Below are 15365 nucleotides of genomic sequence, written 5' to 3'. Positions count from 1 at the left end.
AGCCGATACGAATAAAATGCACAAGAGCAGATAGCTATCGGCTGCGACGCCACCGCCGATGCAAAGAGCAAAAATGCCGGGACAATAATTACGGCACGAAAAAAATAATTAACTGAAAAACAAATAATACAATGGGCAAACCAACCGGTTTTTTAGAGTTTACAAGAGAGCTTCCTGCCAAGCGCCCCGCTCAGGAACGTGTGCACGACTATAAAGAATTTATAGAAAGATTTCCCGAGGAAAAATTAAATCAGCAGTCAGGCAGGTGCATGAATTGTGGCGTACCTTTTTGTCACAATGGTTGCCCGCTCGGCAATGTAATACCTGAGTTTAATGATGCAGTGTATCGCAAAAGCTGGAAAGAGGCTTATGATATTCTATCTTCCACCAATAATTTTCCTGAGTTTACGGGTCGTATTTGCCCGGCGCCGTGTGAGGCAGCGTGTGTGCTGGGAATTAATCAGCCAGCTATTACGATTGAAGAAATTGAAAAGCATATTATTGAAATTGCTTTCGATAAAGGTTTCGTAAAAGCACACAAACAGGTTTCCCGCACAGGTAAAAAAGTAGCTATTGTTGGAAGTGGTCCGGCAGGTTTGGCGGCAGCAGCCCAGCTAAATGTTGCAGGACACACCGTAACCGTTTTTGAACGCGACGATGCGCCGGGCGGTTTATTGCGATACGGTATACCCGATTTTAAACTGGAGAAATGGGTAATTGACAGAAGGATAAAATTGATGGAAGAGGAAGGAATTATTTTTAAGTGTAATGCCAATGTGGGTGTAAATATCAGCATCAGTGATTTATTACGGGAATACCAGGCAATAGTGTTGGCTGGAGGGTCAACCATACCAAGAGATTTACCTATTCCCGGCAGACACTATAAAGGTGTGCACTTTGCCATGGAGTTTTTAAAGCAACAAAATAAAAGGGTGGCCGAAAGAACTTTCGATGAGAAGGATATTTTTGCTACAGGTAAAAATGTGATTGTTATCGGCGGTGGAGATACCGGCAGCGACTGCGTTGGAACCAGTAATCGGCATGGAGCTGCCTCTGTGACTCAGTTTGAATTATTGCCCAAACCACCCGAGGCCCGCAGCCTGGTAATGCCATGGCCTACTTATCCTATGTTGTTAAAAACCACATCTTCACATGAAGAGGGATGTGAACGCCATTGGGCGGTTGCTACCAAAGAATTTATTGGTGATGAAAAAGGTAATTTAAAGTCGCTGGTATTGGTAGATTTAGAGTGGAAAGTCGTTGACCACAGGCCGGCGCAATTCGTGGAAGTTAAAGGAAGTGAAAGGGAAGTTCCCTGTGAACTGGCTTTGCTGGCAATGGGATTCGTGCATCCGCAACATGAAGGTTTGATTAAAGAACTGGAACTTGAGTTGGATGAAAGAGGCAACGTAAGGGCTTCGGAGAAAAATTACCAATCTAATATTAGTAAAATCTTTACCGCAGGGGATATGCGCAGGGGGCAGTCGCTGGTAGTTTGGGCGATAAAGGAAGGACGTGATTGTGCTGAAAAAGTAGATGAATTCCTTGTTGGAAACTCGCTGCTTGAGACAGCCGACGGGAATATGATTGCCCGGTACCTGGCTTAATAATTTTCAACTTTTAATGAAAACTCTCTGTGCAAACAGGGAGTTTTTTATTTAGAGTGTATATAATTATTAAATATCTGTATATTTTGTATAGAATAGTCAGTTAATGTGATGTTAATTGAAATTAAATGTACTTTATTAGTATAATGTTAATAATTATTCATCCGGATGAACGTTTGTCTGTAAAATTTTGCTATTTTTGTTTAGATATCAAATTATTATATTATTTTTTAATACTAAAACCACTAAACGTTATGAAAAAAATCGGAATAAGGGAAGTGCTACCTTTTTTTGCACTTACGGCAGTAGCTGTAGGAAGTCTTTTCTTTCCTACTGCTGAGGCCTTTGCAGATACTTCCAAATATGTAACGGGAGATATCACATGGGTTTTGATATCGACTGCTCTGGTGTTTTTGATGACGCCGGGTCTGGCCTTTTTTTATGGAGGTATGGTGAACCGCAAAAATGTATTGAGTACTATGATCAAGAGTTTTGTCGCAGCCGGTATTGTAACTGTTTTGTGGATTACAGTTGGCTACGGAATGTCTTTCGGAACTACCATTGGAGGTGTTATAGGAAATCCAATGTCGCATTTATTTTATAAAGGCGTTGTGTCCGGTGCTCCGTGGGTAGGTGGTCCAACCATTCCGCTAACCTTGTTCTCTTTATTTCAGTTAATGTTTGCTATCATCACCCCAGCACTGGTTGTGGGTGCAGTGGCTGAAAGGGTTCGCTTTACTTCATATGCCTTATTTATTGTGTTGTTTTGTGTATTCATCTATTTTCCTGTATGTCACTGGGCATGGCATCCTGACGGATTTTTATTTAAAATGGGCGTGCTTGATTTCGCTGGTGGTACAGTTGTACATATTACGGCAGGTTGTGCAGCGCTGGCGGGTGCACTGGTATTAAAAAGAAGAAAATCGCATATCGACAATATTGAAAATCATCCTGCAAATGTTCCCTATGTATTGATCGGAACCGGTTTGCTGTGGTTTGGCTGGTTTGGTTTTAATGCCGGTTCAGCGCTGGCTGCCAATACATTGGCGGTATCTGCTTTTGCAACCACCAACACAGCTGCTGCCACAGCCGGTTTGTCCTGGATGTTTTTTGATGTATTACGCGGTAAGAAGCCATCTGTGCAGGGGTTTTGTATTGGGGCTGTTGTAGGCTTGGTAGCTATTACTCCGGGAGCAGGTTTTGTAGGTATTGCACATAGTGCCTTTATTGGTTTTGTTGCTGCCATCATTTCCAACCTTGCTGTTTCATTACGTTCCAAGACCAAAGTGGATGATACATTGGATGTATTTCCCTGCCATGGCATAGGTGGGATTGTTGGCATGTTGTTGACCGGTGTTTTTGCCTCTCATGCAGTTAACAGCGGGGTAGGTTTAGATGCCACGGCCAATCACCAGGGATTATTTTTTGGTGGTGATTTGTTTTTTACACAATTGAAAGGGATGGTAATAGTTGCCAGCTATAGCTTTATTGTAGGGTGGCTGATATTTAAATTTATCAATTTCGTTAATCCATTGCGTGTCTCTGAAGATGAGGAATCTGCGGGCCTCGATGAATCTCAGCATGGTGAAAATTATGTACAGGGTACTTTACTGGTGAGGTCTGAAGGTATTATTGAAGAGAGACCAGTTCATTAAATTTCCAGAGACATAAATATTATTAAATCCGCGGCAGTAATGTCGCGGATTTTTTTTGTCAAACGCCGCCATCCGTCTTTTCAACCTAAAAATGCAGCCCAATCATTTTGTTAACCAGAAGTTATTGTATGATATATATTATATTTCATAATCTTAATAAAAGACAGTAAATACTGCATTTTATATAAATTTTGAGCGTTACTTTCAAAATTTTCTAATAAATCGACCCGTTTATACACATGTTAACTATAAATATGTCTTTTTATTAGGGTTACTTTTACTTTTTGTGCGTATTATTGTGAAAGAGATTTAGATTACACTAAATCATAATTTATATGATTTTGCCCTTATGATACACGGAATTGCTTTTGCCAAAAGAGATTCAACACTTTTCTTTAACCAACTACTAAACTAAAAACAATGATTAAAAAAATTTTTGGAACTGCAATCATCGCTTTGTGTGCCATGCAAACTCTTCATGCGCAGGATTCTACCAAATCTCTTGCCATTTCCGGATCTGTTGATGGTTATTACCGTTATAACTTTTCGAATGCTGCCGGTAATAGTAACAACAAAACAAGCTTTACAAATTCGCAAAGTTCATTTGCTTTAGGCATGGCTACAATCAAGGCCGACGCTACGGCTTTATCCGGTAAAGTTACCGCGACTGCTGATTTGGGATTTGGCACAAGAGCCGAAGAGTTCTCTTATTATGAGTCTGCCGCAAAATCCAGCCTTGCAATGGTAAAGCAATTATACCTTACTTATGCATTATCCAGTAATGTAAAATTAACTGCAGGAAAATTTGCAACCCACGTTGGTTATGAAGTGATGGATGCTCCTTTAAACAGGAACTACAGCATGTCCTATATGTTCACTAACGGTCCATTTTCTCATACAGGTGTAAAGATGGATGTTACGGCAGGCCCAGTTGGATTTATGCTGGGTGTTGCTAACTTCATTGATCAGACAACTTCTACTACAAGCACAAAAACGCTACTCGCACAGGTTAGCGGAGGCTCTAAAGATGGCAAATTAAAAGCGTATCTGAATTATGCCGGATTTTTTGGAGCCCATGAAGGCTCAAATCCACTGGCTTTAAAAAGTTTAAGTCAGCTTGATCTTGTTGTTAACGCAACAGTAACCGATAAATTCGGCATTGGGTTTAACGCAACCATGCAGGATCGCAAACAAATTGAAGGTTCTACCAATCCAAGCGGCAGCTGGAAAGGCCTTGCTTTGTATCTGAATGTGGATCCTTCGCCAACAGTTGGCCTTACCTGGAGAAATGAATTGATCAGCGATAGTAAAGTAGTTTATTATGGCACGAAAAGCATTTATGCAAGCACTCTGTCCTTAGATTATAAAGTTGGTCCTTTTACCCTTATTCCTGAATTAAGATTTGAAGCTGCTCAAAGCGAAATTTATTCAAAAAATGATGGCACCGGTTCTAAATCAACCGCCACCGCATTGCTTGCAGCAGTTTACAAATTTTAATTAATTTTTTGTACTAGTATTTTATCACCTTAAACTTACCACCATGTTCTCAGCAACTTTAGCTAATCTCAGGCAAATGGGTCAACGGAAATCCGGCGCCACAACTGCTATACCACTAACAAAAGCAGAAAAATGGAAAATGTGGTTTACCATCGTTTTTGCAAAAGTGCTCGGCGTTTTTCTTGTGGTTACCGCAATGAAAATGTTACCGTCAATGATAGCTTCCACGGCCATTGCACAGGAGGTTTATACGCCGCACGAAACAGTTTTGATAAATACCGCCAATACAATATGGACGTTGGTTGCAGCTTTTTTGGTTTTTGGTATGCAGGCAGGTTTTGTAATGCTTGAGGCTGGGTTTGCCAGAAAAACTGAAACTGTAAACGTATTGATGGAATGCCTTTTTGATACCTGTTTATGCGGGTTGCTTTTTTGGGCAATTGGGTATGCTTTTATGTTTAGTGAAGGAAACTCCTATATTGGTTACCACTGGTTCTTTTTACAAGGTGCACCGGAAACCTATCTTACTACAGGCATTCCCGTGATTGCGCACTGGATTTTTCAATATGCATTTGCTGATACTTGTTCAACAATTGTTTCTGGTGCAATGATCGGTCGCACGAGTTTCCGTGGCGATATTTTATATTCAATAGGAATAACCGGATTTATCTACCCTATCATCGGTCACTGGGCATGGGGGCCGGGCGGTTTCCTTGCAACTTATGGTTTCTGGGATTTTGCCGGTTCAACAGTTGTACATACTATCGGTGGCGTTGCCTCTTTGGCTGGTGCAATAGTATTAGGTCCACGCATTGGCCGGGTATTTAAACGTGACGGCGGCGGCATGCCACCAGCTCACAACCTCACATTAGGGGCAGTCGGTGCCTTTATTCTTTGGTTCGGGTGGTATGGTTTCAACCCGGGAAGTACGCTCTCTGCAGTTGATATGCAGGGTATAGGACGTGTTGCCACCAATACAACGCTTGCAGCCTGTTCCGGAGGAATGGTTGCAATGTACCTGGCATTATGGTTTGGCGGAACGAAAGGAAAATTTGATTTACCTTTTACCGTGAACGGTGTTTTAGCAGGCCTGGTTGCCATCACTTGTCCTTGTTATTGGGTTTCACCTACAGGTGCTGTTATTATCGGTGCGGTAGCTGGATTAGTTGTTTACCTTGTTACCGGATTGCTGGAATACCTGAGAATAGATGATCCTATTGGTGCGGTACCTGTTCATGGCGCAGCTGGTATCTGGGGTACATGGTCATTGGGCTTGTTTGCATGTGGCAAGTATGGTGTAACCGGTCCAACCGGAGCCGATAACTCAGCTCCTTTAAAGGGATTGTTTTACGGCGGCGGTAAAGACTTGTTTGTAAAACAAATGGTTGGCAATCTCACTATTGTAGCAGCAACATTTGTGGTAGCATTTATATTAATGTGGGTAATCAATAAATTACCTAATCCATGGAGACTGCGTGTAGAAGCTGAAGCTGAAACAAATCCTGGAGGGCTAGATGTTTTTGAACATGGAACTGCAGCCTATTCTGAATAGATCTCACTCGTTATTACACCCAAAAAGCCGTGTTGATCTGATCAACATGGCTTTTTGGTTTTGTTAATTAATTGTTAAAATAAATTCTTATTCTCAAATTATCTAATCCGTTTTATTTTAATAGCTGGTTAACTTGAAGGTTATAGAGGTGGCAATTTGGATTTATTTTTTCTCTTCTTGTTTTCATAAAGTTTTTTTTTTCTTTTGCAGGCTCAGATATGATCATTCTCTAGATTATTTTTGATATTTAATAAAAATGAAATTCGGCTGTACTTGCTGTAACGCCCGCCCGTACTGCAATTTTGTATTTATTTACGTCGTTATTTTGTCTAATAAATTAAAATAACAACTTAAAAAAAATACAATGAAAAGTTTAATTCAAAAAGGATTATTGACATTAGCAATTATTATAGGTTTTCAAATTTCAACGATGGCCGAAGGACCTGTTGCCATTTCTGAACCGGGAGTAAGCGGAGCTGCTGCTGTTGGATATTTTTTACTGCTGGTAGCCTTTATAGTTGCTCCTGCTTTTAAAAAGAGCCAGCATACAGCTCATTAAAAAAATTGTTATAAAGAATGCGATAGGCTGTCTCGAAAGAGATAGCCTACTTTTATTTTATGTTGTGATTCGTTTAAGTTAAATACAGAACAAGAGGAAAATAATAGTCAATCGGTTATTCAACCAATACGCTATTTTATTGATGATAGCTGAATTGCCGGTTTGTTATAGTTTTTATTGATTCGGCCATTTGCCGGGTTGTGGCTAATCACGCCAAGTGTTGAAAAATGGGTTTGCTTTTCCTGAAAATTCCCATCTTCCTGTAAGTTATCTGGATTGGATTAATAATTTCCCGATTGAAATTTTTTCTGATGGCCGGAACTGAAATTAAACGGGAATCAATGAAAGGCCAATATCTTCTTAAGCAGTTCTGTAGCAACCGTATTAAGGCGGGATTACTTTTAGGTAAGCCATCGGACATATTTTTAATGAGCTGCTTAATGGTAAACTTGAATAAAACAAAATTACCCGGGAACATTCAATGGAACTATATCCCTGGTATTGTTTGCTCCGAGGCATCGGTTTTACAATGTTTGTTTTTCACGCTGTCGGCTTCTAAGATGAAGTCCAAAAAGATATTGTTAACATCGCGATTTTGACCAGCGCTGGTTTATCTATATTTGTAAGCGTAACTTTTGGGGTGATAAACACCTTTTTCAGCAACAAAAAAGTAATTGCCTGTCTTGAACAGCAATTCATTTAAGCTGAGTTTCTGCCTGCGTTGATAATACCAAAAGAAGAACGCATAATCAATTTTTCGTAGGTTTCTTTAAGTGGAGAATTAATGAGGTTGTCCTCAATCTCCCGTATGTTCATGATAGCAAACTGTTGTATCGTTAATAGAGGCAGTACAATTCTTTCCCGCATTGCAATAGACAACTGATCAACTGGGTAATCGCTCATCAATTCTTTTTTGCCGGATATCTTTAAAATGTATTGCCTGGTTAAATTAAATTCATCATAAATCACTGTCCAGATTTCACTGTATTTTGGATCTGCTGATAAAAATTCGGTGAGCGGGAAAAAGCATTTCTTCATTGCCATTTCACAATTATCCAGCAAAGTTTTAAAAAAGAGCGACTTATCATAGAGTACTTTTAACTCATCGAATTTTCCCTGCTGGTCCAGTTCTTTCAAAGCACTGCCAACGCCGAAGTACCCGGTAACGTTTTGTTTTAACTGAGCCCAGGCTCCCACGTACGGGATAGCCCGCAGGTCTTTTAAAGAAAGTTTGCTACCTCCGGTACGCTTGGCTGGCCGGCTGCCGATATTGGTTTCGCTGTAAAATTTCAGCGGACTTACCTGTGATAAATAATCGGTAAAGCGGGGATGACTTTTTAATGCGGTGTATTTTGTAAAACTAACTTCAGCCAGGTGTTGCAGCAAATTTTCTTCCTCCTTATTCATCAGCACATGACGGTTATTAAACAATTCATTTGTTATACCGGCATGCAGTAATTGTTCAATATTAAATTGGGCGCTTTCCACAGTTCCAAAGCTGGAACTAACCGTTTGCCCCTGCACTGTCAATTGAATTTCTTTGTTGGAAATATTCTGGCCCATGGACGCATAAAATTTATGCGTCTTACCCCCACCTCTTGACGGTGGTCCACCGCGGCCGTCAAAGAAGAGTACTTCTACCTCGTGTTGTTTTGAAACCGTGGTCAGGTTTTCCTTCGCTTTATAAATGCCCCAGTTTGCCATCAGGTAACCACCATCCTTGGTTCCGTCAGAAAAGCCGAGCATAATGGTTTGCCTTTTACTTCTATTTTCGAGATGCGTTGCATAAACTTTGTTCGAATACAATTGCTGCATTACGTCCGGTGCATTCTGTAAATCTTCTACCGTTTCAAATAAAGGTATAATGTCGATGCTTAGAGCTTCTTTTTCCCAACCGCATAATAAGAATAAAGCATATACTTCCAGCACATTCAATGCGCTTGAACATTGGCTGATGATATACCTGTTACAACCAGCTTCTCCATTAAAATCCTGTATGTTTTTAATGGCTTTAATGGTGGCAATCGTATCTGCAACCAAAGGATCGTCAAACTTTTCTTCTTTTAACGGTACCTCAATGTAAGTAAGGAAATCAATTTTTTCTTCATCAGATAAGCTGGCGTAATTGTCCGGCAGGTAGCCTGATTTTTTTGAGATAGCTTCCAGTACTTTATTATGAACCGAACTTTCCTGGCGCACATCCAGCGAAGCAAAATGCAAACCGAACACATTTACTTTATTGATAAAATTATCTATCAGGTAAAGAAACAATCCATTGTGTTTGTAAATCAATATTTCCCGGATTTTATGCAGTTCGTCAAGTATTTTATTTTTATTGATTGCAGTCCGCTGACCGGGGATAAAAATGTTGTTGTACATCTCCGTTTCAAGATCTGCCAGAATGGTGTCTACGCCCTCAAAAGTTAAGCGGCGTTTGATCCTTCTTATTTCCAGGTAGTAAGATTTGATAATGCTTCCCCTTAATGCATCGGCCACTTTTAAAGTAGTAGAGGCAGTTACGAAAGGATTGCCATCCCTGTCGCCGCCGGGCCAAAAGCCCATCGTTATAATCGGGTGATTGGCATCTATTGCATTCGGAAACTGGGAAGTTAAAAAAGACATGATCCTGCCGGTGGCAGCATAAAAAACATTTTCAAGATACCATACCAGGTTTAAAGCTTCATCGTATGGGGTTGGCTTTTGCTTTTTAAAGAAAGGTGTTTTACCTAACTGCTGCAGGTACATATTAATTTGTGCCGCATTGTTTGCCATCAATGCTTTAGATAAATCATTGATGATACCTAAAACAGAACCCGGATAAAACTGTGTGGGATGTGCCGTGAGCACAAGCCGAACTGCAAAGTTTTTTAATTTGGCAGACAGTTCCTCTTCTTTATTGGTTTGCAATACTTCGCTTTCCAGGTGTTTTAAAGTACCAACGCCCCCCATGTCGTTTACTTCTTTAAAAGACGCATCTTCCAGGGCATCAAATAACACGACCTGTCTTTCTATATACTGAATGAATCTGAATAAAAGGTCCAGCCGCTCCTGCGGCTGTCGGTAGGTGGTTTGTTTGTTAAAAAAGTCTTCAATTATTTCCACCGGACTTTGCTTTTTACGATACCCCTCTTCACAGTTATTTTGTAACAGCGATAGAAGTATTCCTGTTTTTTCAATCCGGTGAAATGGAAGAGAAGTAAAGAGACTGTTATACAATTGAAATTTTATTCCAACCAAGTTCTTAAAATGCTGCAAACCTGTCGACGACTGATGATCCATATTCAATAAAAATTAATAAAAAGTAATAAAGCTGGCAGCAATTACCACAAAGCATGAAAATACTTAAAAAATTTCAAATCGGTGGCCTTGTTTCCAATTATTTACTTAATTTAGCAGCCACAAAAGTGGTACATGTGAAATTACATATTATCTCATCGCAAATGCCTTTAGCAACTTCTGCTGCAGGTACCACTATTTTTACAACAGGCACAACCCGTTAAGGGTTACAACTTTCATATTACCTTTGGGCAAATCGCCGTTTTCATAAATAAAATTATTACAGTCATCATTTTACATCACATCTATAAATAAAAGAAATGCAGGTTCTAAAGTTTGGTGGAAGTTCTGTTGCCAACGCGTCCAATATTAATAAAGTAATTGACATTGTTAAAGAGAAAATTATAACAGATAAAACAATTGTGGTTGTATCTGCATTTGGAGGAATAACGGATATTTTATTACAATGCAGCCAACTGGCAGCGGAAGGAAATGAAGCGTACAAGCAAAAATTACATGAAGCCGAACTCAGGCACCTTAGTACTGTAAAAGAACTGATTACAATAACCCAGCAAAGTGCGGTGTTGAGTTTGGTAAAAACTTTGTGCAACGAGATTGAAGATATTTGCACAGGTATTTATTTGCTGAAAGAACTATCCGAACGCACCAAAGATAGAATTGTAAGCTACGGTGAAATACTATCCTCTAAAATTATAGCCGCAAAATTAAATACAGAAGCCGTCGCATGCGAATGGGTAAACTCCGCAGAGCTGATTATCACCAATTCAAATTATGGTTCAGCTGCTGTTGATTTCACCATTACCGATAAAAAAATTGCTGACTATTTTGCAGCCTCCGGCGCAGGATTATTTATGATGCCGGGCTTTATTGCTTCAGACAGTACAGGCGCTAATACTACGCTTGGTCGTGGTGGTTCTGATTATACCGCAGCGATTGTTGCTGCGGCATTATCCGCACAAGTGCTGGAAATTTGGACAGATGTATCGGGTATGATGACAGCCGACCCCAGGCTCGTAACCAACGTAAAAATCATTCCACAGATTTCTTACCAGGAAGCGATGGAACTGTCGCACTTCGGAGCAAAAGTAATTTACCCGCCAACTATTCAGCCTGTACGTGGCAAGGGCATACCAACATGGATAAAAAATACGTTTGCGCCGCAGGACAATGGCACCGTCATTCAACAAGAATCAAGCAATAATACCAATAGCATTCGGGGTATTTCAAGTATTAACAGCATTGCATTGTTAAGCCTGGAAGGCAGTGGAATGGTAGGTATTCCGGGTTTTTCAAAACGACTGTTTGAGGCACTGGCAGAAAAAAAGATCAATGTTATTTTAATTACACAAAGTTCTTCGGAGCATTCGATTTGTGTAGGTATTGATGCCGCCACAGCAGAAACCGCCAGGCAGGCTATTAATGAGGCATTCGCCTACGAAATTGAAACCAAAAAAGTAGATCCCATCGTTGTTGAAAAAGACTTAGCCATCGTAGCACTGGTGGGGGACAATATGAAAAGTCATCCGGGCATAAGTGGAAAAATGTTCGGTAATCTTGGTCGCAATGGTGTTAACGTTCGGGCAATTGCGCAGGGCTCCTCTGAAAGAAATATTTCAGCGGTTGTATCTACACAGGATGTAAAGAAAGCCATCAATGTACTGCACGAAGAATTTTTTGAAACCGTATATAAAGAGATAAACCTTTTTATAGCTGGCGTTGGAAATGTAGGAGGAAAACTAGTGGCACAAATACTACAGCAACAGCAATTTCTATTGCAAAATCTTCATCTGAAAATAAATGTGGTTGGTTTGTGCAACAGTAAAAAAATGCTTTTTAAAGATGAAGCGATTGATCTGAAAAATTGGAAATCCTTGCTGCTTGAGGAAGGCGAAACAATGGACATGCAGGTATTTATCGAGAGGATACAATCCAAAAATTTACGTAACAGTGTTTTTGCAGATGTTACTGCCAATGAAATGGTAGCTACCTGTTATGAGCAGTTATTACAAAAAAGTATTTCGGTGGTTGCCTGCAACAAAATTGCCTGCTCTTCTAAGTATGAGTACTATAAAAAATTAAAGAATCTGTCCAGAGAATTCAATGCGCAATTTTTATTTGAAACCAACGTGGGCGCCAGTTTGCCCATTATCGGAACATTGAATGATTTATTGCGCGGGGGTGATAAAATCAATACCATACAGGCTGTATTAAGTGGTACACTCAATTTTGTTTTTAATAATTACGATGGTAACAAGAGCTTCGCCACAATTGTAAGACAGGCGCAGGCTGAAGGCTACACAGAACCCGATCCCCGGCTGGACTTAAGCGGTAAAGACGTAATGCGGAAAATAATGATACTGGCCCGGGAAGCCGGCAACGTAATAGAAATGGAAGACATTGCCAACAACAGCTTTATGCCGCCTGCATGTATGGTTGGTTCTGTAGAAGATTTTTACAAATCCATGGAAGAGCACGAAGCACATTTTAAACAATTATTTAAAGAGGCGGGCGAGAATAAATTAAAATTTGTTGCATCCTTTAAAGAGGGTAAAGCATCTGTTGGATTGCAGCACATCAATTCACAGCACGACCTGTACCATCTATACGGAAAAGACAATATTGTATTATTTTATACCGATCGTTATGTGGAACAACCACTGGTAATAAAAGGTGCAGGCGCTGGTGCTGATGTAACAGCTTCCGGTGTGTTTGGAGATATTATCAAAGCGTCAAGGGTGTAATAAAAATTGTTGGAAAGAAAGTAAAATAGCAAGAACTTATGAATGAAAATCAGCACACAATATTGGATCACGGTGCAAAAAATAATATGCCAATAGTTGGGAAAAAGGGTAAGCTGGTAAAGATTTTGGCGCCAGCTACCGTAGCAAATTTGGTTTGTGGTTTCGATGTGCTGGGACTGTGTCTGCATGAACCAAACGATTTGATGGAGATAGAATTACTGGAAGAAAAAAAGATTATCATTGTTAGTGCCGACGGGTATCCGCTGCCATTGGATCCGGCGCTGAATACAGCAGGAGCGCCATTGGTTGAAATGATTAATGAACTGCCAGACAATATTGGTTTTAAAGCCACCATTCATAAAAAAATAAAGCCCGGAAGCGGGATAGGTTCAAGCGCTGCCAGCGCTGCAGGCGCAGTGGTAGGTGCCAATTATTTATTAGGCGATTTTTTTTCAAAACAAGACCTTGTGCGTTTTGCCATGTTTGGCGAAAAAGTAGCTTCCGGTGTAAAACATGCTGATAATATAGCGCCCTGTATTTATGGAGGCATAACTCTTATCAGAAGTATTCATCCGCTGGACATTGTGCCAATCCCTGCCCCTGAATTATATGTGACCATTGTGCATCCGCAGATAGAAGTGCGTACATCAGACGCACGCCAGATTTTACGTAAAGAAGTATTGCTGAAAGATGCCATTAAGCAATGGGGAAATATAGCTGGCCTGGTGGCAGGCTTTATTCAAAAAGACCTGGCGTTGATCGGCCGTTCACTGGAAGATGTAATCATAGAACCTGTGCGAAGCATTCTAATTCCTGGTTTTGATGAAGTTAAATTGAAATGCAAGGAAGCAGGAGCTTTAGGTGGCGGCATTTCCGGTTCGGGTCCTTCCATTTTTATGCTTAGTAAAGATGAACCAACTGCGATTGCGGTTGAAGGCGTAATGAAGGAAATTTACAACCGTATAGGATTGGCGTATCATACTTATGTTACCACAATTAACCAAACTGGCGTTACGGTAATTGGTAATTAATAATTTATTGGTTTGGGTTTTAACCCATCCTGATACACATATCAACAACTGAGGCGCTGATCAAATTTTTGTCGCTGGCATAGAATTCTCAATTCATAACTTATAATTCATCACTCACCAGATGCAATACTATAGTACCAATCATCAATCTCCCAAAGTAGATTTCAAGCAGGCGACCATTAATGGGCAGGCGCCAGATAAGGGGTTATATTTTCCGGAACAAATACAGCAACTCCCCACCGGCTTTATCGACAATATCGGCGACTACTCTAACGAAGAGATTGCATACCAGGTCATCAAACCTTATGTTGGCGATTCCATTCCTGAAGCGGAACTGAGGCGCATTGTGAACGAAACGGTGAACTTTGATATTCCATTGGTAAAGATAACAGACGCTATTTTTTCATTGGAACTGTACCACGGTCCCACATTGGCCTTTAAAGATATTGGTGCCAGGTTTATGAGCCGTTGCCTGGGGTATTTTGTAAAAGACCTTGAAAAAAAAGTGACCGTGCTGGTGGCAACGTCAGGAGATACCGGCGGAGCTGTGGCCAATGGTTTTTATGATGTGGAAGGCGTTGAAGTAGTGATACTATATCCTTCGGGGAAAGTAAGTTCGGTGCAGGAAAAACAACTGACTACACTGGGTAAAAATATTCATGCACTGGAGGTGGATGGAACATTTGATGATTGTCAGCAAATGGTAAAGCAGGTATTTACAGACGAAGCATTAAACAATCAGCTATTTCTAACATCAGCCAACTCTATCAATGTTGCAAGATGGCTGCCGCAGCAATTCTATTACTTCTTTGCTTATAAACAGTGGGCTCAAAAAAACAACCCGCCGGTAATCGCTGTGCCGAGTGGTAATTTTGGTAATATTTGTGCCGGTATCCTGGCCCATGTTTCCGGCTTGCCGGTAAAACATTTTATTGCGGCCTGTAATGCCAATGATGTGGTACCCGATTTTATGGAAACAGAAAAATATACGCCAAAAAAAGCGGTAGCAACCATTTCCAATGCAATGGATGTTGGTAATCCAAGTAATTTCATCCGCATCCTCGAAATTTTTCATCACCAGTTTGCCAGTCTGAAGAAGGAGTTCAGCAGCTGCAGTATTTCAGATGCTGAAACAAAAGCCACGCTTCAGAAAGTGTATAAGGAAGAAGGCTATTTATTGGATCCGCATGGGGCGGTGGGCTACCTGGCGTTGCAGGAATATTTGAAAGAAAGCCCAGCCGAAAAAGGCATTGTTTTAGAAACAGCTCACCCGGTGAAATTTTATGATGTGGTGGAACCTGTAATAGGTGAAGCCGTACCCATACCGCCAACCGTACAGCAACAATTACTGCTGCAGAAAAAAAGCACAAAAATGGCGGCAGATGCCGGTTTATTAAAATCATTTTTACTCGCTATGTAACCAATA

General features: G+C 40.5%; 10 protein-coding genes. 9 read left to right on the top strand and 1 reads right to left on the bottom strand.

Features of this window, described 5'->3' with window-relative positions; genetic code table 11:
* Positions 1-131: 131 nt before the first annotated feature.
* From JWR61_RS14645 to JWR61_RS14625, 5 genes are all read left to right on the top strand, one after another.
* Positions 132-1607, top strand: coding sequence for a glutamate synthase subunit beta (locus tag JWR61_RS14645; RefSeq protein ID WP_301928513.1), 1476 nt, complete (start codon positions 132-134; stop codon positions 1605-1607).
* A 254-nt stretch (positions 1608-1861) separates the two neighbouring features.
* Positions 1862-3262, top strand: coding sequence for an ammonium transporter (locus tag JWR61_RS14640; RefSeq protein ID WP_301928512.1), 1401 nt, complete (start codon positions 1862-1864; stop codon positions 3260-3262).
* Positions 3263-3682: 420 nt separating this feature from the next.
* Positions 3683-4759, top strand: coding sequence for an outer membrane beta-barrel protein (locus JWR61_RS14635; protein ID WP_301928511.1), 1077 nt, complete (start codon positions 3683-3685; stop codon positions 4757-4759).
* Between the two features lie 76 nt (positions 4760-4835).
* Positions 4836-6311, top strand: coding sequence for an ammonium transporter (locus JWR61_RS14630; RefSeq protein ID WP_301928510.1), 1476 nt, complete (start codon positions 4836-4838; stop codon positions 6309-6311).
* Between the two features lie 364 nt (positions 6312-6675).
* Positions 6676-6870, top strand: a complete 195-nt coding sequence (locus tag JWR61_RS14625) for a hypothetical protein (RefSeq protein ID WP_301928509.1) — start codon at positions 6676-6678, stop codon at positions 6868-6870.
* 699 nt (positions 6871-7569) lie between these two features.
* On the opposite strand, the gene JWR61_RS14620 is transcribed toward JWR61_RS14625, so the two are convergent.
* The gene (locus JWR61_RS14620) at positions 7570-10149 is read right to left on the bottom strand and encodes a phosphoenolpyruvate carboxylase (protein ID WP_301928508.1); all 2580 of its coding nucleotides are present in this window, start codon (positions 10147-10149) and stop codon (positions 7570-7572) included.
* Positions 10150-10202: 53 nt separating this feature from the next.
* Between JWR61_RS14620 and JWR61_RS14615 the strand changes: the two genes are divergently transcribed.
* From JWR61_RS14615 to thrC, 4 genes are all read left to right on the top strand, one after another.
* Complete coding sequence (locus JWR61_RS14615; RefSeq protein WP_301928507.1) at positions 10203-10370, top strand: hypothetical protein; 168 nt, start codon at positions 10203-10205, stop codon at positions 10368-10370.
* A gap of 96 nt (positions 10371-10466) precedes the next feature.
* Complete coding sequence (thrA, locus tag JWR61_RS14610) at positions 10467-12908, top strand: bifunctional aspartate kinase/homoserine dehydrogenase I (RefSeq protein ID WP_301928506.1); 2442 nt, start codon at positions 10467-10469, stop codon at positions 12906-12908.
* 38 nt (positions 12909-12946) lie between these two features.
* Positions 12947-13939, top strand: a complete 993-nt coding sequence (locus JWR61_RS14605; protein ID WP_301928505.1) for a homoserine kinase — start codon at positions 12947-12949, stop codon at positions 13937-13939.
* A gap of 121 nt (positions 13940-14060) precedes the next feature.
* Positions 14061-15359 (top strand): threonine synthase, encoded by a 1299-nt coding sequence (gene thrC / locus JWR61_RS14600; RefSeq protein WP_301928504.1) that lies wholly within the window; start codon positions 14061-14063, stop codon positions 15357-15359.
* Positions 15360-15365 lie beyond the last annotated feature (6 nt).

This window comes from Ferruginibacter sp. (assembly GCF_028288465.1).
Classification (GTDB): domain Bacteria; phylum Bacteroidota; class Bacteroidia; order Chitinophagales; family Chitinophagaceae; genus Ferruginibacter.
This window is presented reverse-complemented; position numbering and strand designations above follow the sequence as displayed.